Below are 25,342 nucleotides of genomic sequence, written 5' to 3'. Positions count from 1 at the left end.
AGCATCGCCCACGGTCACCCCGACAGACCGTGCCGCAGTTACCGCGAGCAACCTCTCGCCTACAGGATCAGCCGAGCCTTATCCCCATGAAACGCTACGAAAAATTCGCCGATGATATTGCTGAGCTGATCCGCTCCGGGGTACTCGGTCCGGGGCAACGCGTGCCATCCGTGCGCTATGCCAGTCAGACCTATGGCGTCAGCCCGTCCACCGTGTTTCAGGCGTATTACCTGCTGGAGCGCCGTGGCCTGATTCGGGCCAAACCGCGCTCCGGCTACTTCGTCAATGTGAATACCCCCAGCCCGTTTTCCGAGCCAGTATTCAGCAGCCATGCGACCGAACCCACTCAGGTAGATGTCAGCGCGCTGGTGTTTTCGGTGCTGGACTCGATCAAGGATCCGCACACCGTGCCGTTCGGTTCGGCATTCCCCAGCCCGATGCTGTTCCCGCTGCAGCGCCTGGCGCGCTCGATGGCCACGGCCAGCCGTGACATGGACCCGCGTATGGTGGTGACGGACATGTCGCCCGGCAATCCGCAGTTGCGCCGGCAAATTGCCCTGCGCTACATGGTCGGCGGGCTGATGCTGCCGATGGAAGAACTGCTGATCACCAACGGTGCGCTGGAGGCCCTGAACCTGTGCCTGCAGGCCGTGACCGAACCCGGTGACTGGGTGGCCATCGAAGCCCCAGCGTTTTATGCATGTCTGCAAGTGCTGGAACGGCTCAAGCTCAAGGCCGTCGAGATTCCCGTCCACCCACGTGACGGTATTGACCTCGGCGTGTTGGCGCAAACCCTGGAACGGCACCCGATCAAAGCGGTGTGGTGCATGACCAACTTTCAGAACCCGATCGGCGCGAGCCTGCCCGAAGCCCGTAAAAAATCCCTGGTCGAGCTGTTGCGCGAGCATCAGGTGCCGCTGATTGAGGACGATGTCTACGCCGAGCTGTATTACGGCCAGCATGCACCGAAACCGGCCAAGGCGTTTGATACCGAGGGGCTGGTGATGCATTGCGGTTCGTTTGCCAAAAGCCTGGCGCCCGGTTATCGGATTGGCTGGGTGGCGGCAGGCCGTTACGCACAAAAGATCGAGCGTCTGAAACTCATGACCTCACTGTGCGCCTCAATGCCCGCCCAGGCCGCCATCGCCGACTACTTGCAACACGGTGGCTATGACCGCCACTTGCGCAAGCTGCGTGATGCACTGGAAGAACAACAAAGCGCGATGCTGGCGGCCATTGCCCGTTACTTCCCTGCCCAGACCCGAGTCAGCCAGCCCGCGGGCGGCTACTTTCTGTGGCTCGAACTGCCGGAGCACGTCGACTCGCTCAAGCTGTTCCAGATGGCCCTGGCCCAGGGCATCAGCATTGCACCGGGCCCCATCTTCTGCGCCACTCAGCGTTTTCGAAACTGCATTCGCCTGAACTACGGCAGCCCTTGGGACGCGGTGAGCGAAAAGGCCATGGAAACCCTGGGCAAGATCATCCGCTCATTTTAGCGCCCTCGCAGCCTTCGGCAGCGGCTACAGGATTGCTCGTAGCCGTTGCCGAGTGAATCGTTACGACCCGGACGCGGCTAGCGCTTGTTCGCCACGGTGTTCGACGCCGCCAGCATGGCTTTCAGTAGCACGGCACAGCCGGCACCGAGGTCTTTGGGGTCGGCGTTTTCGATTTCGTTGTGGCTGATGCCGCCTTCACAAGGCACAAAAATCATGCCTGCCGGCCCGAGTTCGGCGAGGAAAATCGCGTCGTGCCCTGCCCCGCTGACAATATCCATATTGGATAACCCAAGCTCGTTGGCGGCTTCGCGCACGGCGTTGACGCAATCCGGGTTGAAGTACAGCGGCGGGAAATCCGCAGTGGGCGTGAGTTCGAAACTCAAGCCGTGCTGTTCACAGGTGGCTTCGATCACTGCGCGGACTTCTGCAATCATCGAGTCCAGCCGCTCCGGGAGCAAATGGCGAAAATCCAGGGTCATGCGCACTTCACCCGGGATCACGTTGCGCGAGCCCGGGTAAGCCTGCAGGCAACCCACGGTGCCGCAGGCATGGGGTTGATGGCCAAGGGCGGCTTTGTTAACCGCGGCAACCACCGCTGCCGCACCCACCAGCGCATCCTTGCGCAAGTGCATGGGCGTTGGCCCGGCATGGGCTTCTACGCCGCGCAGATTAAGGTCGAACCATTTCTGGCCCAGGGCGCCCAGCACCACGCCGATGGTTTTACGCTCGTCTTCCAGTATCGGACCTTGCTCGATATGGGCTTCAAAATACGCCCCTACCGGGTGTCCGCTGACGGTGCGGCTGCCGGCATAACCAATTGCATTCAGTGCTTGCCCCACGGTCACGCCTTCGGAATCGGTCTTGGCCAGGGTTTCTTCAAGGCTGAATTTCTCGGCAAACACCCCGGATCCCATCATGCAGGGCGCAAAGCGCGAGCCCTCTTCGTTGGTCCAGACCACCACTTCCAACGGTGCCTCGGTCTCGATGTTCAGGTCATTGAGGGTGCGTAACACCTCCACCCCGGCCAGTACGCCAAAACAACCATCGAACTTGCCGCCGGTGGGCTGGGTGTCGATATGGCTGCCAGTCATCACGGGCGGCAAATCAGGGTTGCGTCCCGCACGACGGGCAAAAATATTGCCCACGGCATCCACGCTTATGCTGCACCCAGCGTCTTCGCACCAGCGTACGAACACGTCGCGGGCCTGACGGTCGAGATCCGTCAGGGCCAGACGACACACGCCGCCTTTGACGGTGGCACCGAGTTGAGCCAGCTCCATCAGTGAGGCCCATAGGCGTTCAGTGTTGATGGCAAGGGCGTGTTGCTGCTGAAGGTCTTGTACAGCGTTCATAATCGTTTCCTCAGGCAGTTTCTTATAAGAGTCGAACAGTGATAAAGAACGTCAAACAGCGCCTTTGACGGTGACCGCTTGGGCGCTGCCCAGCCGGCACAATGCGTAATAGATCAAGGCGCCGAGCAACGAGCCGGTGAACCAGCCGTAGTCGTAAAACCAGCTGAAGGCGCTGCTGCCCAATGACAGCACGGTCAACACCACCGGCAGCCCGAAAGCGATGAAGCCGTTCCAGTTCCAGGCCGGGTACACCCCGTCGCGGTACAACCCGGCCAGATCGAGTTTTTGCTGACGGATGATGAAATAGTCGACCACCATGATCCCGGCGATCGGGCCCAACAGGCTGGAGTAGCCCAGCAGCCAGTTGGAGTACACCGTCTCCAGATTCACGTCCGACACCAGCAGGCCAAGCTTTTTCAGCAGCTCATGGGCCATCAGCGCCAGCCCCACCAGACCGGTCAAGATCACCGCAGTGGTGCGGTTGATCAGCTTGGGGGCGATGTTCTGGAAATCATTGGTCGGCGACACGATGTTGGCTGCGGTATTGGTCGAAAGGGTGGCAATCACGATCAGCGCCATGGCCAGGGCAACCCAGCCGGGGCTTTGAATATGCCCGATCAGCGTCACCGGATCGGAGACCGTCACCCCTACCAGTTTCTCCGACGCAGCCGTCAGCACTACACCCAGGGCGGCGAACAGGAACATGGTCAACGGCAGGCCGAATATCTGGCCCAGGATCTGGTCTTTCTGGCTTTTGGCGTAGCGGCTGAAGTCCGGGATATTCAGCGACAGCGTCGCCCAGAACCCCACCATCGCCGTCAGCCCAGCAAAGAAATAGCCGTAGACACTGGCGCCCTCTGGACGCTTGGGTGGCTGGGCCAGCAGTTCGGTCATCGAGACATTGGGCAACGCCCACACCAGCAGGCCTATACCCACCAGGACCAGCAACGGCGCGGAGAGCGTTTCGAGCCATTTGATCGACTCGGCACCGCGCAATACTACCCACAGGTTCAGCACCCAGAACACCATGAAGCCGATCACTTCACCGGTGCCGCCGAGACTCTTCCAGCCCTCGAATACCGACCCCAGAAACAGGTGAATCGCCAAGCCGCCGAATAATGTCTGGATCCCGAACCAGCCACACGCCACCAGGGCACGAATCAGACAGGGCACATTGGAGCCGATGATCCCGAAGGAAGACCGCAGCAACACCGGAAACGGAATCCCGTATTTAGTGCCAGCAAATGCGTTGAGCGTCAGCGGGATCAAGACCACGATATTGGCCAGAAAAATCGCCAGCAAGGCTTCGCCCACCGATAATCCGAAGTACGCCGTCAGCACACCGCCCAAGGTGTAAGTGGGGACGCAAATCGACATACCGACCCAGAGCGCGGTGATGTGCCATTTGTTCCAGGTCCGCTGATGAACTTTGGAGGGGGCGATGTCGTGGTTATACCTGGGACTCTCTAGAACTTCAGGTCCGGCGTCCAACTCATACAAACCGTTACATTCGGTAACTTTGGATCTGCTCGGTTGCATGCTCGTTCACTCTCTTGTTGTCGTGATGAACCCTGCGCGATAGCGCAGAGCGATTCCCTTGCCTGGGCAATAACCTGTGAACTTCGGCCCGTCCGGTCATCGCAGCGGCAATCAAGAACTGTGCCGTGTTAATGAATGCCGCGTTGTGCGCAGTTTTCAAACACCTGCAACTGTCTGGTTTTAAAACGTTTTAAATCTTCCACTGAGTGTCTTTGGCGCGTTAGAAAAATACTTGCCCGGTGACGCCCCGGATTTCGATATAACAAAACGAAACACTTTGGTGCACGCTTATTTTTTTTCTACTCCCTCCGCCGCTTTGCCGACACCGCACAAGCGCCTGATTTAGCATAAGAAACTTCGCTCATATTTGGATCCTGTCAAGTGAGTCAAAATGGTGATTCGACGCACCATTTTGGTAACACTCAATAAATATCCTTATTTATCAAATAGTTATAAACAAAAACACCCATATAAAATAAAGTTTGAACATTTCACCGCAACACACTAGATTTCATTCCTGACACCGGTGACAGGAATCAAGTCTGCACACCTGTCGCAATAACAACACTTAGAACCGGTTATAGCCGGTCTGCCTGCGAGGAACTCGGTATGTCACTGTTAATCCGTGGCGCTACGCTTGTGACCCATGATGAAAGTTATATAGCCGATGTATTTTGCGCGGACGGTCTAATCCGCGCGATTGGCACTGATCTTGATGTTCCGGCCGGCTGCGAAGTGCTCGACGGTCATGGCCAGTACCTTCTTCCAGGCGGTATTGATCCCCACACTCACATGCAATTGCCGTTTATGGGCACCGTGGCCAGTGAAGACTTTTTTAGTGGCACGGCAGCCGGTCTGGCCGGCGGTACAACGTCAATTATTGATTTCGTGATCCCCAATCCACAGCAATCCTTGCTGGAAGCTTTTCACCAATGGCGCGGCTGGGCCGAGAAGTCCGCTGCGGACTACGGCTTCCATGTCGCCATTACCTGGTGGAGTGAACAAGTTCGCGAAGAAATGGCCGAACTGGTCAGCCAGCACGGCGTGAACAGCTTCAAGCATTTCATGGCCTACAAAAACGCGATCATGGCCGCCGACGACACCCTCGTTGCCAGCTTCGAGCGCTGCCTGGAGCTGGGCGCGGTGCCCACCGTGCATGCGGAGAATGGCGAGCTGGTGTACCACTTGCAACGCAAGCTCATCACCCAGGGCATGACCGGTCCCGAAGCGCACCCGCTGTCCCGTCCTTCACAGGTTGAAGGCGAAGCTGCCAGCCGGGCGATCCGGATCGCACAAACCATCGGCACGCCGTTGTATCTGGTACACGTCTCGACCCGGGAAGCGCTGGATGAAATCACCTATGCCCGCAGCCAGGGGCAGCCGGTGTATGGCGAAGTCCTGGCGGGCCATCTGCTGCTGGACGACAGCGTGTACCAACACCCCGACTGGCAAACCGCGGCTGGCTACGTGATGAGCCCGCCCTTCCGACCTCGCGGGCATCAAGACGCGCTATGGCACGGTCTGCAGTCGGGCAACCTGCACACAACCGCCACCGACCATTGCTGTTTTTGCGCGGAGCAAAAAGCCGCAGGACGTGACGATTTCAGCAAGATCCCCAACGGTACGGCGGGCATCGAGGACCGCATGGCGTTGCTGTGGGATGAAGGCGTCAACACCGGTCGGCTGTCGATGCAGGAGTTCGTGGCGCTGACCTCCACCAACACCGCCAAGATTTTCAATATCTACCCGCGCAAAGGGTCGATCCGGGTCGGTGCCGATGCCGATCTGGTGCTGTGGGACCCGCAAGGCACACGCACCATCAGCGCCAAGACCCACCATCAACAGGTCGACTTCAACATTTTCGAAGGCAAGACCGTTCGCGGGGTGCCCAGCCACACCATCAGCCAGGGCCGTGTGGTCTGGGCCGACGGCGATCTGCGGGCAGAACGCGGGGCCGGTCGCTATATCGAACGCCCGGCCTACCCTGCCGTGTTCGATTTACTGAAAAAGCGCGCAGAGCATCACACACCAGTCGCTGTTAAGCGCTGAGTGCAACACCACTGTCCGACAGAGACAGAACGCTTCCCACCACCGTGAGGCAATCAACGTGAACAAGTCCCTGAATCATTTGCCGCATCCCCATGAAGATGCGCTAACGCTCGCGAGTCATTTCACCGACCTGGCGCCGCCACTCAGTGCACGCCAGGCCCAGCTGGAAAGCTCGCGCTGCCTGTATTGCTACGACGCGCCTTGCGTCAATGCATGCCCCAGTGACATCGATATCCCCTCGTTCATTCGCAATATCCAGCAAGAAAACGTCCAGGGAGCTGCACAGAAAATTCTCTCGGCCAACATCCTCGGAGGCAGTTGCGCGCGGGTCTGTCCGACCGAGGTGCTGTGCCAGCAAGCCTGCGTACGCAATAACGCTCAAGAGTGCGCGCCCGTGTTGATCGGCCTGCTGCAGCGTTACGCCGTCGATCATGCGCAATTCACCGCGCACCCGTTCACCCGTGAAGCACCGACCGGCAAGCGCATTGCGGTGGTCGGCGCCGGCCCGGCCGGTTTGGCCTGCGCGCATCGGCTGGCCCTGCACGGGCATGATGTGGTGATTTTCGAAGCCCGGGAAAAGGCTGGCGGGCTCAATGAATACGGGATAGCCAAATACAAACTGGTGGATGATTTCGCCAGGCGCGAGGTGGATTTCGTGCTGGACATAGGCGGTATTGAAATGCGCCACGGCCAGCGCCTGGGTGACAACCTCAGCCTGAGCGACCTGCACCTGCAATTCGACTCGGTATTCCTCGGCATCGGCCTGGCCGCCAGTCGCCAGCTCGGCCTTCCCCACGAAGACGCCCCCGGCCTGCTCGCCGCCACCGACTACATTCGCGAATTGCGCCAAAGCGACGACCTGACGCAATTACCGCTGGCCGACCGTTGCATTGTGCTGGGTGCAGGCAACACCGCGATCGACATGGCCGTGCAGATGGCCCGCCTCGGCGCGCGCGAAGTGAACCTGGTCTACCGTCGCGGGCTGGAAGACATGGGCGCCACCGGGCATGAACAAGACATTGCCAAGGCCAATCAGGTGCGGCTCATGACCTGGGCACAACCACAAGACGTGTTGCTCGATGAACAGGGTCGCGTGCGCGGCATGCGATTTGCCCGCACCCGCCTTGAAGGTGGGCGCCTGGTGAGCACCGGCGAAACCTTCGAGCTTGAGGCCGACGCCGTATTCAAGGCGATTGGCCAAACCTTTGATGATGCTGCGCTGAGTGATCCGCTGGCACAGGCCCTTAACCGCGTGGGCGACCGCATCGAGGTTGACGAGCAACTGCGCACCAGCGTACCCGGGGTCTATGCCGGAGGCGATTGCACCGCACTGGGCCAGGACCTGACCGTCCAGGCGGTACAACACGGCAAGCTGGCCGCAGAAGCCATCCATGCCCAACTCATGCTCAATCAGGAGGCTGCGTAAATGGCCGATCTATCGATTAACTTCGCCGGTATCAAAGCGCCCAATCCTTTCTGGCTGGCCTCCGCACCACCTACCGATAAAGCCTACAACGTCGTACGCGCCTATGAGGCCGGCTGGGGTGGCGTGGTCTGGAAAACCCTGGGCGAGGATCCGGCCGCCGTCAACGTGTCCTCGCGCTATTCGGCCCACTTCGGCGCCAATCGCGAAGTGTTGGGCATCAACAATATCGAGCTGATTACCGACCGTTCACTGGAGATCAACCTGCGGGAAATCACCCAGGTCAAAAAAGACTGGCCGGATCGGGCGCTGATCGTGTCGTTGATGGTGCCCTGCGAAGAGGAATCGTGGAAATTCATTCTGCCGCTGGTGGAAGCCACGGGATGCGATGGCATCGAGCTGAACTTCGGCTGCCCCCACGGCATGCCGGAGCGAGGCATGGGTGCGGCGGTGGGCCAGGTGCCTGAGTATGTAGAGATGGTGACGCGCTGGTGCAAGACGTATTGCTCGCTGCCGGTGATCGTCAAGCTCACGCCCAACATCACCGATGTGCGCCTCAGTGCCCGGGCTGCCCATCGCGGTGGTGCCGACGCGGTGTCGCTGATCAACACCATCAACTCCATCACCAGTGTCGATCTGGAACGGATGGTAGCGATGCCAACGGTAGGCAGCCAGAGCACCCACGGTGGTTACTGTGGTTCTGCGGTCAAGCCGATTGCGTTGAACATGGTGGCCGAGATCGCCCGCGATCCCCTGACCCAGGGTTTACCGATTTGTGGTATTGGCGGCATTGGCAACTGGCGCGACGCGGCTGAGTTCATCGCACTGGGTTGTGGTGCGGTGCAAGTGTGTACCGCCGCGATGCTGCACGGCTTTCGCATTGTCGACGAGATGAAGGACGGTTTGTCGCGCTGGATGGACAGTCAGGGTTACACCCGGCTGGAAGACTTCTCTGGGCGCGCTGTCGGCAATACCACTGACTGGAAATACCTGGATATAAATTATCAGGTCATTGCCAAGATTGATCAGGACGCCTGTATCGGCTGCGGGCGCTGCCACATTGCCTGCGAAGACACGTCGCACCAGGCCATCGCCAGCTTGAAGCAAGCCGATGGCACCCATCGTTACGAAGTGATCGACGACGAGTGCGTGGGCTGCAACTTGTGCCAGATCACGTGCCCGGTCGAGGATTGCATCGAGATGGTGCCGCAGAACACTGGCCTGCCGTTTCTGGACTGGAACCATGATCCGCGCAACCCGTACCGGGTGGCTTCGTAAACCCGGCAACATTGCCGGCTGACCCGCCAAAGGGTCGGCCGGAGCCTTTCAGGGCTCCAGGCCGATCCCGCGCAGGATGACGCTGGTCACGGTCTGCACGGCTCGTTCGAACTGGATGTCGGACAAAGGCTGATGCTGATTGAGAATCTTCACTTGATGGTCGAAGTCAGCGTAATGCTGGGTCGACGCCCAGATCATGTACAGCACGCTGGAAGGCTCCACCGGTAAAATCCTCCCGTCTGCCACCCACTGGCGGATTCTGGCTTCTTTCATCTTTGCCCAGTCATACAAGCTGGCGTCCAGCGTCAGGCCCAGTGTCGGAGCGCCATGAATGATTTCATTGGCCCAGACTTTCGAACCATGGGGCCGGGTACGTGAATGGTTCATTTTGGCGCGAATGTAACTGCTGAGCACAAGCCGCGGATCGTCATAGGTTTCGAAGCACAGCGCGTCCTGCTTCCAGACCTCGAGCAAGCCCAGCAGCACCGCACTGTACAGCTCATGCTTGGTGCTGAAGTAATAATGAAGGTTGGAGCGTGGTAACTGGACTTCTGCGGCGATGTCCGCCATGGCAGTGCCGGCAAAGCCTTTTTCAGCAAAGACCTTTTCGGCACCGAGAAGGATTTTTTCTACATTGCTGCGACGAATTTCAATCTTGTGATTGCTCATGCTTTAGGCCCTTGCCGTCGCGCGTTGCCGATGTGCGCCATGGCAATGAAGGCACCCCACCAGCGTAAAAACAAAAAAATTCCGCCAGAGGCGTCGAATAGCGCCTGTTGCGGCTACGCTTAGGCGACCAGGCGACGCGTCAGCAGATTATTTTGCGGCGGGCAGCTCAACCACGTTGGTTTCAATGCCTTCCAGCTTGGGTTTCAGCTTGATCTGTTCCTGCGCTTCGAGTGCTTGTGCCTCGGTCGCATACGGCCCGATCAGGAAATGTTTAACGCCGTCGCGCTCGGAAATAAAATTATTGAAACCATGTTCGATAAGCCTCCCGGTGGTGTCAGTGATTGTCGCGCGCTGGCCCTGGGTGATCTCTAACGCCCAGTGGGCAACCGGAACCTGGACCGTCGTTGATTCAGAAGCTACTTTAGCCGGCTGGATTTTATCGTTAGACTCCTGACCGCAAGCCGTCAAGGCCAATATTGCTGTCATCACGATGACTTTACGCACTGCGTTTCCCCTGTCTGTTTGAGTAGGTCGATTTTATCACTGGGGCAGCGGCCTTTGCTCTCCTTGAACGAATCTAATCTGCCCCTATTTAAGGCTCGTACGCTAGAGTTTCCCCCATGTAGGGATTTTTACCTCTGGCTATGACGTCAGTAATGAGCGGCGCATTTATATGCACTTAGCAGTATTCTGTAGCCATGACCGAAGCCGCACCGTCTTAGAGACGTGCCTTACAAAGCCATCAAGGAGAAAAAAATGCTGATACTCACCCGCAAAGTTGGTGAAAGCATAAACATAGGTGACGATATTACGATCACAATTTTAGGTGTGAGCGGCCAACAGGTCCGAATCGGCATCAACGCGCCGAAAGATGTTGCCGTACACCGCGAAGAAACCTACCAGCGTATCCAGGCCGGCCTGAATGCACCGGATAAAGCGGATAACACCTAAGCCTCCGAGGCACCAGCCCTTGGAGTGAGTGTCAGGGCTGCCCAGCCAGCCCTCCTCAGTCCGGCGCCAGCCTGCTGCAGCGACGCTTCTTTACCTGCTCGATCCTCTCTCGCGGCTAATTGTTCGAACGATCGACTTGACCGTTTCAAGGTTAGCGACCACGCTCATTCCTCGCACAAGGTTCTCAGCCTCTGACACGCTGCGTATCCCGCGTTATGGCCTCATGACGTCTTGCGAGACGTTTCCCTGTATCAGCCCTTCAGGGCTGGACCTGTACCATCAAGGAATGAAAGACATGTCCGATTTAATCGTAGTGGGATTTTCAGACACGGAAAAAGCAGATCGCGCCCTCACCAAAATGGTTTCGCTCAGCAAGGAGCATCTGGTAGAGCTGGAAGATGCGGTCATTGTGGTGCGCAATGAACAGGGCAAGATCCATATCAAGCAAAGCGTTAACCTGACTGCCCTGGGGGCGACTTCAGGCCTGGTTACCGGCGGACTTTGGGGGGCGCTGGTAGGTTTGCTGTTCCTCAATCCTTTGGCCGGTTTTGCCATCGGCGGTGCCCTGGGCGCCGGCACCGGCGCACTGTCTGGCTCATTGAGCGATTACGGCATTGATGACGATTTCATCAAGTCACTGAGTGAAACCATCCCGAACAACTCATCGGCCCTGTTTGTGCTGCTGCGCAAGTTCCAGCCGGAAAAAGTCTTGCAGGAGCTGGAAGCATCGAACTTCAAGGGCAAGGTTTTACGGACCTCCCTGTCACCCGAGCAAGAACAGAAACTGCAGGATGCATTGTCCAAAAATACCGCAGAGGCACCTGCCGCTACCACGATCTGACGCTGCGCACTTGCGCAACAGAGTGAATCCGGCCGCCACGCAGGGTGGCCGGATCACCCGGCATGCCTAGCTCAGTCGCACCGCAGTCCCTGTGGCAAACACCACCAGCATGCCACCCCGGCCGGACGGCATGCTGATTTCAAAATCCAGTCCCACAATGGCGTCGGCATTGCCTGCCCTGGCGCGTATCTCATCGGTGACTTCCGTCCGCGCTTCCTTGAGTGCCCGCTCCAGCGTCTGAGAGCGACCGCCAAAAAAATCGCGCACACCGGTAAAAAAGTCCCGCACGACGTTGATGCCGTGCACCGATTCCGCACTGACAACCCCCAGATACTCGGTAATCTGACGGCCTTCAATGCTGTGTGTCGTGGTAATAATCATCAATGTATCCCTGGTTGCAATCTGCCGCCGAGGTTACCTCATTCATGGCCGCGTGAACGGGATCAGCGCATCGCTCTGGTCTTATGCGTTGCCAATGTTACTGTAGCCACCGGCTACTGGCGTGAAGTCGCAACGCGTCTACTGCCTGACTATGCTTAAAGCTAATTTATCTAAAGACAAAAGAGTCGGGACGCCTCGCTCGCCTGTTCAGCATCACTGACACGAACTCAACGGCTGCGCCAAGCAACTTTTTGCCCTGCTCACAGGAAGTCAATTATGGTCCAAAGACACGTCATCAACGCTTCGGTCAGCCCAAAAGGCAGCCTGGAGACGCTTTCACAACGTGAAGTCCAACAACTCAGCGAAGTGGGCTCAGGCTCCAGCTACACACTGTTTCGCCAATGCGTACTGGCTATTCTCAATACCGGCGCTCACGTCGATAACGCAAAAACCATTCTTGAGGCATACCAGGACTTCGAGGTCCGCATCCATCAGCAAGACCGTGGCGTACGTCTCGAGTTGCTGAATGCTCCCGCTGACGCGTTTGTAGACGGCGAAATGATCGCCAGTACCCGGGAGATGCTGTTCAGCGCCCTGCGCGACATTGTCTACACCCAAAGCGGCCTCGACAGCCCGCGCATTGACCTGAGCAACTCGCAAGGCATCACCGACTACGTGTTCCATCTGTTACGCAACGCGCGCACGCTGCGTCCGGGCGTCGAGCCCAAGATTGTCGTGTGCTGGGGCGGTCACTCGATCAGCACCGAAGAGTACAAGTACACCAAGAAAGTTGGCCACGAACTGGGCCTGCGCAGTCTGGATATCTGCACCGGTTGCGGCCCCGGCGTGATGAAGGGGCCCATGAAAGGCGCGACCATTTCCCATGCCAAACAGCGTCTGGTCGGTGGACGCTATCTGGGGCTTACCGAGCCGGGCATCATCGCCGCCGAAGCGCCAAACCCCATCGTCAACGAGCTGGTGATCCTGCCGGACATCGAGAAACGTCTAGAAGCATTTGTCCGGGTTGGCCACGGCGTGATCATTTTCCCGGGCGGTGCCGGGACAGCCGAAGAGTTTCTGTACCTGCTCGGCATCCTGATGCACCCCGACAACAGTGAAGTACCGTTCCCGGTGGTGTTGACCGGGCCAAAGGATTCCGCACCCTATCTCCAGCAACTGCATGAATTTGTGGGGGCCACGCTGGGTGAAGCGGCACAGCAGCATTACCAGATCATCATCGACAATCCGGCCGAGGTGGCCCGCCAGATGACGGCAGGCCTCAAGGCGGTGAAGCAGTTCCGCCGCGAACGCAATGACGCGTTTCACTTCAACTGGCTGTTGAAAATCGATGAAGGTTTTCAGCGTCCGTTCGACCCGACGCACGCCAACATGGCGGCGCTGCAACTGCGTCGCGACCTGCCCCCGCATGAGCTGGCAATCAATCTGCGCCAGGCCTTCTCCGGGATCGTGTCAGGGAACGTGAAAGAGAAAGGCATTCATATGATCGAGCAGTTCGGGCCTTATGAAATTCATGGCGACGCTGCCGTGATGGGGCCTCTGGACAAACTGCTGCAAGCGTTTGTCGAACAGCACCGCATGAAACTCCCTGGCGGCGCTGCGTATGTGCCGTGTTATCGGGTGATCAGCTAACCCGTCTTCCCTCAATGGGGCCTGTTGAGCGAAGCGCCTGGATCACTGCGCACATCGCTTGGCCGGCCCATCGATGAATCACTTCAAAGGCGAAAACGCCTTCACCGCCTCAAGCCAGGCAGGGTCCAGCCGTGTCTGTCCGGTCTCGATGCCGAGCGCTTCAAGGCGAGCCTTGTGCACATCAATTTCGCGCACCATCTGGCTCAGCGCACTGGAGTTGGCATCCAGCTGGTACATCTGGGTGATGCCCAGGTGATAAAAGCGCAACAACTTCATTGCACTCACATCGCCGGCCATGACGCCCGCCGTGACGTGGTGCATGACATTCGTCACTTTCATCAGGCTGCGCTTGAGCTGCCAGCCGTAGACCGCCGGTGCCATCCACGGCTGCGACCAGGCGTAATAGCGCACCCAGGCGACCGTCAGGCCCAGGGCCACAATGACCCCGCCCAGGTTCAAACGAAAATTGTCCCCCTCCGGCTCCCCCCACAGCATGACCGCCAGCCCGGAGACCAGCAGCGACAACACCGCAAAGGTCAGCGCGATATAAAGCGTGCTGCGTCGGGTCTGTTGGCGATACAGCTGCGGATCCATCGGTTTTAATTCAAACATCACGGCTTAAGAACTCCTGCATGGCTGGGGATGCTGCGCGGGCATTATGGCCTGATCAGTGCTCATTGCCTGCTGTTACAGCGTATTAATCCAACAGGCGCAGTGCCTTCTGGAACACATCCGCACGTTGGGCGTGACCATTGAGGCCACCATTGATGGCCTGAGTGACACGCGAAAAATCATCACCCTCTGCCAATGCATTCACTTGCCGCCAGTGCCAGTACCACCCGGCCGACTCGATCGCCCAGCGACCTTCTTCGAGCAGTTGCGGGGTCGCGAGCAAGCGTTCATCACCGAACAAATCCAGACTGCAGTGCCGGTAATTGGTCTTGCCGGTGATCTGGATCAAACCGCGTCCCCGGTAGCGCCAGCCATCGCCCGTGGAGGCGTCACCATTACCCAGACGCTCGCTGTACACCCGATTGGCAATGACCTGCGGCTTGCGCTGGATTTTTTCCGCCTCGGCATTCGGCACCCGCCTCAAACGTCCGTCTTCCATGACCTGCACGTAATTGCCGGCCGCATCGGTCTGCGCAAAGCGGTTACCCCAGGTCGCAGCAAGGCCTTGCGCGCTGTAGTTGAGGTTTTCAAGCATAAGACTGAACCCCGCACTTTCATGGCCGACCTGGGATAAAAAAGCGGCCAGACGCCGGGGGGTGTTGATCTGTCGCCGGGCAGCGACGCTCTGCAATGAGTCCAGGTGCACGTCTGTGAACGCGGCACTGTCAGGAAAAAGCAGCAGCATTATTTCGCGGGTTAACATGGGCATCGCTCTTGATTCAAAGGAATCAAAAGTGAAGCACCCAAGTGCTCTCTACAGCACAGCCAGGTGCATGAAGAGAGCTTTGCAATCGGGCTTTGGGATTTATCCTACAGAGGGCCTTGATCGCCGATTACAGAACCGGGATGACCCGCAGTGGCTTGACCGACTTGAACGAAAAGCTTGAATAGATTTCTTTGACCGCCGGCAAGGTCTGCAGTACCTCACGGGTAAATTCCCCGAACGATTCCAGATCTTTGGCCACTACCTCCAGCAAGAAGTCATAGCGACCGGAGATGTTGTGACAGGCCACGATTTCAGGAATCTCCAGTAACCGCTGTTCAAAGCTGCGGGCTGTTTCACGGGAGTGCGAAGCCATCATCAGACTGACGAACGCCGTCACGCCATAACCCAGTTCCTTGGGTGAAATAATCGCCTGGTAGCCGGTGATCAGCCCACTGTCTTCCAGCATTTTTACCCGTCGCCAACACGGCGAGGTGGTCAGGGAAACCCGCTCCGACAGCTCTGCGACGGTTAATCGGGCGTTGCCTTGCAAGGCGCTAAGCAAGGCTTTATCGGTTCTGTCCAGGCTGAGCGGCATGTTTTGCCTCCAATAGGCGAAGCGACGGTTTTTTATCCCAATAAAACCTTGTTATGCAGGCCCATTTGGAATTTTTTACGTTGAGTTTGAGCATAGCATCGTAGGAAATATCGGAGAGTGCGCCATGAAAGATATAAAAAGTGACTTCGGTTTTTCGACACGGGCCATTCACCACGGTTACGACCCGCTGGAAAATGGCGGTGCATTGATTGCGCCCATCTACCTCACCACGACCTTTGCCTTTCCAACAGCCGAATACGGGGCCAGTTGTTTTGCCGGTGAAGAAAGCGGCCATTTCTATACCCGCATTTCCAATCCGACCCTGGCCCTGCTTGAGTCGCGCATGGCGTCTCTGGAAAACGGTGAAGCGGCAGTGGCTTTCAGCTCCGGCATGGGTGCGATTGCGGCGACCTTCTGGACGTTGCTCAGACCCGGCGACGAAATCATCGTCAACCGCACGTTGTATGGCTGCACCTTTGCCCTGCTGCATCACGGCATCGGCGAGTTCGGGGTGGAGGTCAAACATGTCGACATGTCAGACCTGGCCGAGCTGGAGGCTGCCATCAGCCCGGCCACTCGCATGATCTACTTTGAAAGCCCGGCCAACCCCAGCATGCAGCTGATGGACATCAACGCCGTTGCCAGCATTGCCCATGACCACGACGATCTTCTGGTGGTCATCGACAACACTTACTGCACCCCGTACTTGCAACGACCGCTGGAAATGGGCGCGGACATCGTGGTGCATTCGGCCACCAAGTACCTGAGTGGACACGGCGATATCACTGCCGGCATTGTCGTCGCCAGCCAGGCGCTGGCTGATCGCATTCGCTTGCAAGGGCGCAAGGACCTGACGGGCGCCGTGCTGTCGCCACAGGATGCCAACCTGCTGATGCGCGGCCTGAAAACCCTGGCCTTGCGCATGGACCGCCACTGCAGCAACGCCCTTGCCATCGCGCAGTACCTTGAACGTCATCCCGCCGTCGAGTCCGTGACCTACCCTGGCCTGCCCTCCTTCGCCCAATACACACTGGCCTCACGGCAAATGAAACAGTCAGGAGGCATGATCGCCTTTGAGCTCAAGGGTGGCCTGGAGACCGGCCGGCACTTCATGAACGCCCTGCAACTGTTTAGCCGTGCGGTCAGCCTGGGCAGCGCAGAATCCCTTGCACAGCATCCGGCCAGCATGACTCACTCCACTTACACCCGTGAAGAGCGCGCGCGACACGGTATCAGCGAAGGCCTGGTCCGCCTGTCGATCGGTCTGGAAGATATTGACGATTTGCTGGCCGATATCACACAGGCACTGAAAACCTGTATTTGAGGTGATCTGATACCCGCCGGGAGGGCGGCTTGCCCGCGATGACCTCAACGGTCTGGATCGCGGGCAAGCGGGTTGCTTTTTTCCAGCCTATGGCACCGTGCCGAAAGCCACCTGCACCGTCAACGCTCCGCTGTTGTCCTTCAGCCCCGGGCCATAAAGCCCATGCAGATCATCATTGATACACAGTTGCAGTTCACCTTGCTGTCCCGCCGGAACCTGCGCCAGGTTGCCTATCAAAAAGGGCGTGCCCGAGCTGCCGACGCGACCGATCAACGCCCCTTCATTGGCCCCTTCCAAGGTATAGCCGGCCTTGGCAGGCAATCTTGCCTTGCCATTGCCATCGACCCAGCCGCCCACCGGGCTGGCGAACCAAAACCCGCTGACATACTGCACGCGTCGCGGGCTCAACCCGTTGATCTGCACCCCGGTCCCCTGCCAGGGCTGATTCGCCTGGACCTGCACGGTGACAGCCTTCAAGTCGTTGGCCAGGGTATCACCGGCCTGGAACGACAGCGCGGCGATGGTCAGGCTCGGATTGGCCGTGCCGCTGGAAGGAAACACACCATCCCCCACCAAAAACAGGTTGCTGTGATCCCAGCTGCGCTGATCCTTGTCGACCACCGAGGTGGTCGGATCAGTGCCCATGCGGTAGGTGCCCATCAAGTGCCCCGCCCCCTGATAAGCATAGGTCTGGCCATCGTACTTGAACGATGCCGGCACCGCAGGCGCAGGCGGGACGGTGGGTGGCAGCAACTCACTGGTCAGCTCAGTGGCCCCCAGCAACTGCGTAATGATGTGAGTCGACAGGATACGCGCCTGCTTGAACCCTTCCTTGGTGTAGTCCGACAAGTCGTAATGGATCTCGGGACGGGGAATACCCAGCCGATCCTTGTATTGGGCAGACGGCACGATGTAGCAGTTGGCGTTATCCGGATCGTCCTCTACTTGCTCCACCAGGAAGCCGATACGAAACTGGCGCGTCAGCAAATTGTTGAGCTGCTGCACCAGGGCCGTCCCGTACAGCACCTGCGAGGGGCCGCTGCCGTCAGGCAGCGGGTTGGTGCGACTGACGTTGCTGCCATCGATCAGGTCGGCAGCCGTGGTGTAGGGGTCGCCGATTGGCCAGTTGAACCCTTCGTTGCCGATTTCGATCCGCCAGGCTGCGCGCTGACGGCGAAAAGCACCGTCGCGCAAGCTCTCGATCCCGGCGGTGGACACCGGACCGCGATATGGATACACCGCCTTGCCTTCGGGCATCAGCCCCCAGGCCAGGTAAATCGGGTGATCCGCGAGGCTGCGTCCCACCTGGCCACTGCTATTGGCCACACCTTGGGGCCAGGCGCTGGTAGCGGAGTTCAGCAGCAGCTTCGGTGTTTCGATGGCGTGCGCAGCAATGACATAACGCTGGCCGATGGCGATGCCAGTGCCGGTGGGCGGCCCGTCGCCGAGTTGATATTGAATGAACTCGATACCGCTGATGCTCTTGTCTGCCGCCACCGTAACCTTGCTCGCCACGGTCTTGTACAGGACCCGCACATTGCCTGTGTTGAGCGCATTGTTCATCGTCACCGTGGCGTCGTACTTGGCCTGGATCGGACAAATCGGCGTGCAGTTGGTGTTCCCGGCACACACCCGCCGCCCCGCGTAGGGCTGGGAGTTGCGCCCTGCCGGAGTCGGGCTGACCACCAGCGGCAAACCCTCGAACGCCTGCCCTTGAACCGCCGCCACAAAACTGCCGTCGACCAGCGATAGCGGAATACTGGTCATCGGAAATTGATAACCCCCGGGAAAGGTGATGCCCAGATAAGCCTGGTCGGTGACGCTGGCCGACACACCGATCTCGGCCTCGGCCCGGCAATAGGCGCTTTGCAAATCGTTGTAGCTGATCGGCCAGTCCACACCGACGCCATACGCCGACTTCATCCGGAAATCGTTGGGCACCAGGCGCAGGCATGTCGCGACCCAATGCCAAGTGGTCCCCCCTCCTACCCGCTCATAAGTGCTGGTAAAGGGCAGCGGCCCCTTTTGCACCAGATAACTGATATCGGGATCACTCCAACCGAGGATCAAATCCGCGATGGTCGCTCGGGGTGCGTTCTGTAAAGCAGGATTGCGTGCGGGGCTCAAGGTACTGACCGGAGGATACGGTGACTCCGGGGTTTTCAGCGTAGCGGTGTAAAAGCGTTCGAGGTACTGGGTGCGATTGGCCGGTATCTCCGGCCCTGACTCCAGCACCAGCACGTTGACCCCGGCCAGCCCCAGTTGGTAGGCAATGATACTGCCGGCCAGCCCCGCACCGACGATGACCACATCTGCTTGCTCGGTACTCATGACGATGCTCCTGGCTGGTCGCTGGCGGTGACGCCTGTGAAGTCCTCAAGGCTCGGTGGCTCGCTGTTCCAGTAACCGAAGAAAAACTCGCTGTAACCCATGGGATGCGCCTGGGCGATGTTCCATGCCCAGCCCTGGGTATATGCCTGATCCGAAACCACCGTCTGCTCCTGTGCGGTGAAAGTGTCCTGGGTGTAAGGCTGATACCAGACGCCCAGCAACCAGAGCTTCATGATCGAGCGTGCTGCCTGGGCGGTTTGCGTGGGCGCCGGTAATCCGTCCTGCATCAACACGGCTTGGGCGATCTCATCGGGAGTGGCGTGATTGGCCAGCAGCGTCGCGTACTGGTTGAGGAGCGTACTGAGCACGGTCTCACCTACACGGGGCGTGATGAACTCGAGGAATGCCGTCGGCAAACCGATGGGATCGACCCTCGGCGCCAGCAAGTCCTGGCCAATACCGGTCAGAACGGATGACAGGCCTGTGAAGTTTTCCAGATCGGTACTCATGGCTGACTCCTTGTGGCACCCGTGGACTGGGCACGCTCGAGCAGGTAGGTAAAGTCCGCAAAACTGGTGCGCGGAGACTCGGTCACATGGGTGGCGGCATTGCCATGGCAGGCGATGCAGCTGGAAGACGCTTGCGGCACCGTGCCCTGGATGTAGGTTTCCAGGGTCGCGTTGGCGAGGAAGGCCGGCGCCGGCTTGCCCAGCGGAACCGTTTTGGATATCTGGCAAGGTGGCTGGCCGGTGAGCGTTGGCCATTGAGTGCTGATCAACTGATAGTTGGCCCAGACACTGTCCGGGTTCACCGTCCGCAGCAGCGTTTGATAGGTGCTGTTCAGGCTCTTGGTGGCATCGGTCAATGGCTCTTCACGCACAATCTGCGAAGGTGTGGCCTTGACCTGAGGGTTCCACGGCCGGGGTGGCGGCTGATTGACCTCAGCCTGGCTGCTGGCGTTGTAGAACAGATACGGGCCTGTGCGCTCAGACACCGGCGTGGTCTTTTCCGGCACATTGTTGACGTGCTCGAAGGTCGACCAGATCCACTGTGGCGCGCTGCTGGTCTTGTGCACAATGTGCAGCCCCACCAGTCCGACCGGCTCGGCCTTGCAGGATTCCGCCACCACCGGTCCCTTGTTCGGGTCGCTGTTGCCGGGGGTGTAGACCAGCGCAGCGACCGTATGGAAACTGCCCGGGCGATCATTGCCGTCCAGCACTTTCCAGGACGCCTTGACCATCAGCGAGCCCACTTCACTCGTGTCCGTGTTGCCGCAACTGAACGCCACGGCATTGGTCGGGTTGGCGGCGAAAAATGCCTGCTGCCCTTGAATACTGTACAAACCGTTGTTGACGATACTGTCGAACATCGGTTTGTTGACCACGATCTCGTTGCGCGTATACACACCGCTTTGGTCCACCAAAGGGCCGCTCTGGAATGGCTGGATAAACTCATCAAGCACATCCGGGACTTTGCCCATTTGCTGGAGCAAACGCCCGCCTCCCAAGCCTTCGCAGACCTTGGGAATACTGGCTGGGGCTTGCCAGGGTGCCGGCGTCTGGCCTTGGGGCAGGAAGATCTGATAGCTCTCTTTCCAGCTTTCCCAAACGGTCGCGCCATCGTGCTGACCAATCTGGACACCCGTATTCGGCTCGCCATTGGCCAAGGCAGGCCAGTTCAATGCGATGAACGTCTGCCAGGACATATCATCGAAATTGCGTTGCAAGCTGGTCAGGGTAAAAGGCGGGGTCGCCGTAACATCGAAGGGGATTTGCGTGGACAGCGTGGGGGCTGCATTGGCCATCGGGATCAGTAATGCGCTGAACAACGCGCTGCCTAAACCCGGCCAAGGGCGGTGGGCATTGGTTCTCATCGGTCTCTCCTTAGCATCAGCATCCAGGAGATACACCGGCCCTTCATGGACGTTTTGTCTTGGCTCCTGGCACAAATCCAAGACTAGACAAAAAGTTTCTGCCGCAGATCACGACCAATAGACTTATTCGTAATACAGCCGAGAGCTAATGGGTTCATACCCTCCCGGCGTTTTGTGACGGACGCGACGGGACCGAAAACGGCTGGCGGTCGCGCTGCAGATCACGACAGGCGCGGACAGTCAGGCACCACACTGCCGACACTCACTGCCAGCCATGCCTTGTAAAGCACTTGAATGCAGCCCGATGGAACTGCTCAGGTCGAGCGGGCAATCAGCCATGCCCGCTGCAGGTGTTGCTCCGGCCTGCGAATCAACCCGGCGGAATGGTCGCCAGAATACCGATACCAACGGTCAGCACTAGAAAACCGCCTAAAAACCATCCCATCTTGGCCATACGTGTTCCTCTCATCCGCTCAATTTAAAACAGGTACAGAGCAGGCGCTGACACCGTGCGATCAGCATTTCAGCCTCATGTCCCGTTGCGTTGGGCCTTATTGTCTGCCGACTGCTGAGTACATAACAGATGCAGGTGACGACGGAAAATGCGGATCAGTTGCTCAGGGCAATATCAGATGTGCTGGCTGGACGCTGCGCTGATAGGCTTGCACCACGCTCTGGCTCAACTTGACCACTGCCTCGTTCAGCTCCAGGCCCGCCCCTGCCCGCCAGCTGGCATACACCGAAAAACCCGGTGCAGCGTCGATCGGCAACGCAATCATGGCCCCGCTTTGCAGTTCGCGGCTGACCAGCACCGGGGGCAAGGCGCCGATGCCGAATCCGTCCGCCACCAGCTTGATGATTGCCGCCACCGAGTTGATACAGCTGACCCGTGGCGCAGCAATGCCCTGTTGATGCAGAAAATTAAGCACGTCCTGATGGGGCCGCGACTGCCGGGAAAAGGTCAGCAAACGCTCCTGGCACAGATCCGCCAGATTCTCATAAGGGCGATCCAGCACGCCCTCCTTGGCAACCACCCAGCTCAGTGGGTAGTAGGCCAGTTGCACATTACGCACCCCGTCGGCACGTAACAGGTCAGTCTGAAAAATCAGATCCAGCTGACCTTTAAGCAATTGCTCGTTCAGGTTAAGCGCCGTATCGGCCGTCAGTTCGACTTCCACCTGCGGGTAATCACGGCTCAGGGCGCTGATCAGATCACTCAGCCAGCTGTGGATCACCGTGTCCATCACGCCGATGCGCAAGCGTCCGGCAAAGCTGTCAGCCTGCCCGAGCGACTGCAGCAAGCGCTGTTGGGTCGCCAGCATTTCCTCGGCATAGCCCAGGACTTTATGGCCTTCGCGGGTCAGGTTTACGCCGCGCGAATCACGCTGAAACAATTGCACGCCGAGCTCGGTTTCGAGGACTGAAATTCGACTGGAAATGGCCGCTTGGGTGCTTGAAAGCTTTTCTGCGGTCAGGCGAAAACTGCCAAGGCGTGCCACCCAAACGAATGTCAGAAGAAATCGCATGTTCATGTTGGAGCCCTCACATCAGCCAAACCGGGTCGGCACTGTAAACCGTTGCCGGTGACTCAGGCCAGTCGGTTTAAGTCGGTGATTGGTAAAACATTTTCTGTTCAGCGGTGACAACTTTTATTGACTGGACGCCTCACGCAAAGCCACCAAAGATAACGTCCAAATGACACCCGCCCAGCGTGCGTCAACAATAAAAAAACACGCTGAGTCCGGCAGCGTACCGATTTTGCGAAAGTGAGCCCGACCGCTTTCGCCTTGCTCGCGCTAGCCTGCCCTGGCGTTGCAGCAACCAGCCAAGGGATTCCTTCCCCATGCAAACCGTCGTCAATCTATGGCCCTTGCTAGGCGTGCTCGTCATCGTCGCGGGCTTTGTGCTGCGTTTCAATCCATTGTTGGTGGTCACCCTCGCGGCGATTGTCACCGGCTTTGCCGCCAACTTTCCCCTGGAAAAAATCATCACCCTCATGGGCGAAGGCTTCCTGGAAACCCGTGCCCTGCAATTGATCCTGCTGTTGCCACTGGCCGTGATCGGTTTGCTGGAACGGCATGGCCTGCGCCTGCATGCGCAAAACTGGATCGCCGGCTTTCAGCGTGCCACGGTCGGTCGCTTGCTCATCATGTACCTGTTCGTGCGCGAGACCACCGCTGCAGTCGGCTTGACCAGCCTTGGCGGCCATCCGCAGATGGTACGCCCGTTGCTGGCTCCGATGGCCGAAGGCGCTGCCGAGAACAAGTACGGCAAACTGCCGCCTGCCGTGCGGCAGAAGGTACTCGCCATGTGCGCAGCCACCGATAACGTGGGGTTGTTCTTTGGGGAGGACGTATTCGTCGCCTTTGGTGCCATCGCCCTGATGCACACGTTCCTGCTTGGCTCCGGCCTCGACGTCGAGCCGCTGCACATCGCCTTCTGGGGCATTCCAACGGCGATCTGTGCCTTTATCGTGCATGCGCTACGGCTGTACCGCTTTGATCTGATGCTATCGCGCAGCATGGGCGAAGTCGTTCAGGCAGACGTATCGCCACAGGTGGCCAAATGATTATTTCGATTGAGTACTTCTACTGGCTGGCTGGTGTCCTGTTGCTGATTACAGCCGGCATGATTGCCAGCGACAGCAGCCATCCCAAACGCTGGAGCAGCGCCCTGTTCTGGGCCCTGTTCGCCCTGGTGTTCCTGATTGGCGATCGGTTGTCGCCGTTTGTGGTCGGTGTCGGCGTGCTGATCATGGCGGCGATTGCCGGCACCGGTGGCGTAGGCCGTGGCGCCCATGCTGAATTGCACGTCAGCGCCGCTCGGGCGAGCGCAGGTCGCCTGGGCCATAACCTGTTCATTCCGGCCCTGTCGATTCCGCTGGTGACCGTGATCGGTTCGATCCTGCTCAAAAACACCCACATCGGTGGCGTGCCGCTGCTCGACCCGAAGAACACCACCTTCGTTTCATTGGGCATGGGCTGCATCGTGGCCCTGGTCCTGGCCTGCCTCCTGACCCGTGACACGCCGCTGCAGGGTTTGCGTGAATCGCGACGCCTCACCGAAGCCCTTGGCTGGACCATGGTGCTGCCCCAAATGCTGGCCATGCTCGGCCTGCTGTTCAATGACGCCGGGGTCGGTACTGCCGTGGCTCATGTGGCGACGGCGTACATCAATATGGACTACCGCCTGGTGGCGGTGATGGTCTATGTGTTGGGCATGGCGTTGTTCACCGTGATCATGGGCAACGGTTTCGCCGCCTTCCCGGTGATGACGGGCGGTGTCGGTGTGCCGGTATTGGTGGGGATTTACGACGCCAACCCGGCCGTGATGGCCGCTATCGGCATGTTTTCCGGCTACTGCGGCACATTGATGACGCCGATGGCGGCCAACTTCAACATCGTGCCAGTGGCCCTGCTGGAACTACCGGACAAGTACGCGGTGATCAAGGCGCAGATGCCTACGGCGCTGATGATGCTGGTGGTCAATATTGTCCTTCTTTACCTGCTGATGTGAGGCCACCATGCATAACGTACTCCTGACCGGTTTCGAAGCGTTCGACCAGGACACGCTCAATCCCTCCTGGGAAACCGTGCGCCGCCTGGACGGCACCCTGCTGAGCGACGATGTGCGCATCGTCGCCCGCCAGTTACCCTGCGCGTTCGAGCAGGCCCCGGAACGCCTGCGCCAATGCCTGGCAGACGTGCAGCCGATCCTGGTGATTGCTGTCGGGCTGGCCCAGGGTCGCAGTGACCTGTCCATTGAACGTGTGGCAATCAACCTTAACGACGCGCGCATACCCGACAACCTCGGTCATCAGCCGATCGACACCCCTGTCGTCCCCGGTGGGCCGGCGGCGTACTTTTGCAGCCTGCCGATCAAGGCCATGGTCCGCGCATTGCGGGCCGCCGGGATTCCTGCCTCGGTGTCGCACAGCGCAGGCACCTTTGTCTGCAACCAGGTGTTCTACAGCCTGCAACACGCCCTTGCGGGGTCGGCGGTACGCAGCGGTTTCATCCATGTACCCTGGCTGCCGCAGCAAGCGGCACAGGCGGGCTCTGCCCTGCCATCCATGGCGCTGGAGACGTTGGTTGAAGGGCTACGAATAGCTGTCCTCACCGCCCTGAACACCGAGCACGATGTACTGGAAACCGGCGGTCAGGTGAGCTGAGCTTCGCCTCAACAGCGCAAGGTCTCGCCGGTGGTGATGCC

23 protein-coding genes are annotated in these 25,342 nt (G+C 58.9%); 11 read left to right on the top strand and 12 right to left on the bottom strand.

The features are described from left to right. The first annotated feature begins 86 nt into the window (after positions 1–86). Entirely contained in the window at positions 87–1,496 is a 1,410-nt protein-coding gene (gene mapR / locus DQN55_RS08770) for a GntR family transcriptional regulator MpaR (protein WP_048383340.1), read from the top strand. 77 nt (positions 1,497–1,573) lie between these two features. Here the strand turns inward: mapR and DQN55_RS08765 are convergent, their stop codons facing one another. Together DQN55_RS08765 and DQN55_RS08760 are read right to left on the bottom strand one after the other, a co-directional pair. Then, the gene (locus DQN55_RS08765; protein ID WP_048383339.1) at positions 1,574–2,848 is read right to left on the bottom strand and encodes a Zn-dependent hydrolase; all 1,275 of its coding nucleotides are present in this window, start codon (positions 2,846–2,848) and stop codon (positions 1,574–1,576) included. 51 nt (positions 2,849–2,899) lie between these two features. Beyond that, on the bottom strand, positions 2,900–4,387 hold the full coding sequence (locus DQN55_RS08760; RefSeq protein WP_048383338.1) for an NCS1 family nucleobase:cation symporter-1: 1,488 nt from the start codon (positions 4,385–4,387) through the stop codon (positions 2,900–2,902). Between the two features lie 609 nt (positions 4,388–4,996). Between DQN55_RS08760 and hydA the strand changes: the two genes are divergently transcribed. Genes hydA through preA form a run of 3 tightly spaced genes read left to right on the top strand, consistent with a single transcriptional unit; the run spans position 4,997 to position 9,137 of the window. Beyond that, positions 4,997–6,436: a dihydropyrimidinase gene (hydA, locus tag DQN55_RS08755; protein ID WP_048383337.1), complete on the top strand. Its 1,440-nt coding sequence runs from the start codon at positions 4,997–4,999 to the stop codon at positions 6,434–6,436. A 58-nt stretch (positions 6,437–6,494) separates the two neighbouring features. Beyond that, the gene (locus DQN55_RS08750; RefSeq protein WP_048383336.1) at positions 6,495–7,862 is read left to right on the top strand and encodes an NAD(P)-dependent oxidoreductase; all 1,368 of its coding nucleotides are present in this window, start codon (positions 6,495–6,497) and stop codon (positions 7,860–7,862) included. Next, positions 7,863–9,137 (top strand): NAD-dependent dihydropyrimidine dehydrogenase subunit PreA, encoded by a 1,275-nt coding sequence (gene preA, locus DQN55_RS08745; RefSeq protein WP_048383335.1) that lies wholly within the window; start codon positions 7,863–7,865, stop codon positions 9,135–9,137. A gap of 48 nt (positions 9,138–9,185) precedes the next feature. On the opposite strand, the gene DQN55_RS08740 is transcribed toward preA, so the two are convergent. After that, positions 9,186–9,806, bottom strand: a complete 621-nt coding sequence (locus tag DQN55_RS08740) for a TetR/AcrR family transcriptional regulator (RefSeq protein ID WP_048383334.1) — start codon at positions 9,804–9,806, stop codon at positions 9,186–9,188. Between the two features lie 147 nt (positions 9,807–9,953). Beyond that, positions 9,954–10,310, bottom strand: a complete 357-nt coding sequence (locus DQN55_RS08735; RefSeq protein WP_048383333.1) for a hypothetical protein — start codon at positions 10,308–10,310, stop codon at positions 9,954–9,956. Positions 10,311–10,562: 252 nt separating this feature from the next. Here DQN55_RS08735 and csrA point away from each other — a divergent pair, with 252 nt between their 5' ends. Beyond that, a complete protein-coding gene (csrA, locus tag DQN55_RS08730) occupies positions 10,563–10,757 on the top strand; it encodes a carbon storage regulator CsrA (protein WP_048383332.1) in 195 nt (64 codons plus the stop codon). Between the two features lie 295 nt (positions 10,758–11,052). Next, positions 11,053–11,598, top strand: coding sequence for a DUF1269 domain-containing protein (locus DQN55_RS08725; protein WP_048383331.1), 546 nt, complete (start codon positions 11,053–11,055; stop codon positions 11,596–11,598). A 66-nt stretch (positions 11,599–11,664) separates the two neighbouring features. On the opposite strand, the gene DQN55_RS08720 is transcribed toward DQN55_RS08725, so the two are convergent. Continuing rightward, on the bottom strand, positions 11,665–11,979 hold the full coding sequence (locus DQN55_RS08720) for a YbjQ family protein (protein ID WP_048383330.1): 315 nt from the start codon (positions 11,977–11,979) through the stop codon (positions 11,665–11,667). 276 nt (positions 11,980–12,255) lie between these two features. Between DQN55_RS08720 and ppnN the strand changes: the two genes are divergently transcribed. Then, on the top strand, positions 12,256–13,629 hold the full coding sequence (gene ppnN, locus DQN55_RS08715; protein WP_048383329.1) for a nucleotide 5'-monophosphate nucleosidase PpnN: 1,374 nt from the start codon (positions 12,256–12,258) through the stop codon (positions 13,627–13,629). A 78-nt stretch (positions 13,630–13,707) separates the two neighbouring features. Here ppnN and DQN55_RS08710 read toward each other — a convergent pair whose 3' ends face one another. The 3 genes from DQN55_RS08710 to DQN55_RS08700 all read right to left on the bottom strand — a co-directional run bounded on the left by DQN55_RS08710 (position 13,708) and on the right by DQN55_RS08700 (position 15,602). Beyond that, a complete protein-coding gene (locus tag DQN55_RS08710; protein WP_048383328.1) occupies positions 13,708–14,241 on the bottom strand; it encodes a DUF3087 domain-containing protein in 534 nt (177 codons plus the stop codon). An 85-nt stretch (positions 14,242–14,326) separates the two neighbouring features. Further along, positions 14,327–15,004 carry a glycoside hydrolase family 19 protein gene (locus tag DQN55_RS08705; protein ID WP_053070948.1) on the bottom strand — a complete coding sequence of 226 codons (678 nt, stop codon included), beginning with the start codon at positions 15,002–15,004 and terminating at the stop codon, positions 14,327–14,329. A gap of 130 nt (positions 15,005–15,134) precedes the next feature. Then, the gene (locus tag DQN55_RS08700) at positions 15,135–15,602 is read right to left on the bottom strand and encodes an Lrp/AsnC family transcriptional regulator (protein WP_048383326.1); all 468 of its coding nucleotides are present in this window, start codon (positions 15,600–15,602) and stop codon (positions 15,135–15,137) included. A gap of 124 nt (positions 15,603–15,726) precedes the next feature. Here DQN55_RS08700 and DQN55_RS08695 point away from each other — a divergent pair, with 124 nt between their 5' ends. Then, entirely contained in the window at positions 15,727–16,926 is a 1,200-nt protein-coding gene (locus DQN55_RS08695) for a methionine gamma-lyase (RefSeq protein ID WP_048383325.1), read from the top strand. Between the two features lie 87 nt (positions 16,927–17,013). Here DQN55_RS08695 and DQN55_RS08690 read toward each other — a convergent pair whose 3' ends face one another. The 4 genes from DQN55_RS08690 to DQN55_RS08675 all read right to left on the bottom strand — a co-directional run bounded on the left by DQN55_RS08690 (position 17,014) and on the right by DQN55_RS08675 (position 22,662). Further along, positions 17,014–19,257: a GMC family oxidoreductase gene (locus tag DQN55_RS08690; protein WP_048383324.1), complete on the bottom strand. Its 2,244-nt coding sequence runs from the start codon at positions 19,255–19,257 to the stop codon at positions 17,014–17,016. Next, complete coding sequence (locus DQN55_RS08685; protein ID WP_048383323.1) at positions 19,254–19,766, bottom strand: sorbitol dehydrogenase; 513 nt, start codon at positions 19,764–19,766, stop codon at positions 19,254–19,256. The genes DQN55_RS08690 and DQN55_RS08685 overlap by 4 nt, the downstream gene beginning before the upstream one ends. Next, on the bottom strand, positions 19,763–21,130 hold the full coding sequence (locus DQN55_RS08680; protein WP_048383322.1) for a hypothetical protein: 1,368 nt from the start codon (positions 21,128–21,130) through the stop codon (positions 19,763–19,765). The genes DQN55_RS08685 and DQN55_RS08680 overlap by 4 nt, the downstream gene beginning before the upstream one ends. Positions 21,131–21,747: 617 nt before the next feature. Next, complete coding sequence (locus DQN55_RS08675; RefSeq protein WP_048383321.1) at positions 21,748–22,662, bottom strand: LysR family transcriptional regulator; 915 nt, start codon at positions 22,660–22,662, stop codon at positions 21,748–21,750. A gap of 311 nt (positions 22,663–22,973) precedes the next feature. On the opposite strand from DQN55_RS08675, the gene DQN55_RS08670 reads away from it, so the two are divergent. The 3 genes from DQN55_RS08670 to pcp are packed head-to-tail and all read left to right on the top strand — an operon-like array spanning position 22,974 to position 25,301. After that, complete coding sequence (locus DQN55_RS08670) at positions 22,974–23,699, top strand: DUF969 domain-containing protein (protein WP_048383320.1); 726 nt, start codon at positions 22,974–22,976, stop codon at positions 23,697–23,699. After that, positions 23,696–24,646, top strand: coding sequence for a DUF979 domain-containing protein (locus DQN55_RS08665; protein ID WP_048383319.1), 951 nt, complete (start codon positions 23,696–23,698; stop codon positions 24,644–24,646). Before DQN55_RS08670 ends, DQN55_RS08665 begins: the two co-directional genes overlap by 4 nt. A 7-nt stretch (positions 24,647–24,653) precedes the next feature. Beyond that, positions 24,654–25,301 carry a pyroglutamyl-peptidase I gene (gene pcp / locus DQN55_RS08660; RefSeq protein WP_048383318.1) on the top strand — a complete coding sequence of 216 codons (648 nt, stop codon included), beginning with the start codon at positions 24,654–24,656 and terminating at the stop codon, positions 25,299–25,301. Positions 25,302–25,342 lie beyond the last annotated feature (41 nt).

Source organism: Pseudomonas taetrolens (genome assembly GCF_900475285.1).
GTDB classification, from domain to species: domain Bacteria; phylum Pseudomonadota; class Gammaproteobacteria; order Pseudomonadales; family Pseudomonadaceae; genus Aquipseudomonas; species Aquipseudomonas taetrolens.
The sequence above is the reverse complement of the archived record's forward strand: the minus strand, read 5'-3'. Positions and strand labels throughout refer to the sequence as shown.

Coding starts and splice junctions, on each gene's coding strand:
- ppnN (WP_048383329.1), top strand. CDS start 12,256: ATGGTCCAAAGACACGTCATCAACGCTTCGGTCAGCCCAAAAGGCAGC.
- DQN55_RS08760 (WP_048383338.1), bottom strand. CDS start 4,387: ATGCAACCGAGCAGATCCAAAGTTACCGAATGTAACGGTTTGTATGAG.
- DQN55_RS08700 (WP_048383326.1), bottom strand. CDS start 15,602: ATGCCGCTCAGCCTGGACAGAACCGATAAAGCCTTGCTTAGCGCCTTG.
- DQN55_RS08720 (WP_048383330.1), bottom strand. CDS start 11,979: ATGATTATTACCACGACACACAGCATTGAAGGCCGTCAGATTACCGAG.
- DQN55_RS08695 (WP_048383325.1), top strand. CDS start 15,727: ATGAAAGATATAAAAAGTGACTTCGGTTTTTCGACACGGGCCATTCAC.
- DQN55_RS08675 (WP_048383321.1), bottom strand. CDS start 22,662: ATGAACATGCGATTTCTTCTGACATTCGTTTGGGTGGCACGCCTTGGC.
- DQN55_RS08670 (WP_048383320.1), top strand. CDS start 22,974: ATGCAAACCGTCGTCAATCTATGGCCCTTGCTAGGCGTGCTCGTCATC.
- preA (WP_048383335.1), top strand. CDS start 7,863: ATGGCCGATCTATCGATTAACTTCGCCGGTATCAAAGCGCCCAATCCT.
- DQN55_RS08765 (WP_048383339.1), bottom strand. CDS start 2,848: ATGAACGCTGTACAAGACCTTCAGCAGCAACACGCCCTTGCCATCAAC.
- DQN55_RS08740 (WP_048383334.1), bottom strand. CDS start 9,806: ATGAGCAATCACAAGATTGAAATTCGTCGCAGCAATGTAGAAAAAATC.
- DQN55_RS08680 (WP_048383322.1), bottom strand. CDS start 21,130: ATGAGAACCAATGCCCACCGCCCTTGGCCGGGTTTAGGCAGCGCGTTG.
- DQN55_RS08705 (WP_053070948.1), bottom strand. CDS start 15,004: ATGTTAACCCGCGAAATAATGCTGCTGCTTTTTCCTGACAGTGCCGCG.
- mapR (WP_048383340.1), top strand. CDS start 87: ATGAAACGCTACGAAAAATTCGCCGATGATATTGCTGAGCTGATCCGC.
- DQN55_RS08725 (WP_048383331.1), top strand. CDS start 11,053: ATGTCCGATTTAATCGTAGTGGGATTTTCAGACACGGAAAAAGCAGAT.
- DQN55_RS08685 (WP_048383323.1), bottom strand. CDS start 19,766: ATGAGTACCGATCTGGAAAACTTCACAGGCCTGTCATCCGTTCTGACC.
- DQN55_RS08710 (WP_048383328.1), bottom strand. CDS start 14,241: ATGTTTGAATTAAAACCGATGGATCCGCAGCTGTATCGCCAACAGACC.
- csrA (WP_048383332.1), top strand. CDS start 10,563: ATGCTGATACTCACCCGCAAAGTTGGTGAAAGCATAAACATAGGTGAC.
- hydA (WP_048383337.1), top strand. CDS start 4,997: ATGTCACTGTTAATCCGTGGCGCTACGCTTGTGACCCATGATGAAAGT.
- DQN55_RS08690 (WP_048383324.1), bottom strand. CDS start 19,257: ATGAGTACCGAGCAAGCAGATGTGGTCATCGTCGGTGCGGGGCTGGCC.
- pcp (WP_048383318.1), top strand. CDS start 24,654: ATGCATAACGTACTCCTGACCGGTTTCGAAGCGTTCGACCAGGACACG.
- DQN55_RS08665 (WP_048383319.1), top strand. CDS start 23,696: ATGATTATTTCGATTGAGTACTTCTACTGGCTGGCTGGTGTCCTGTTG.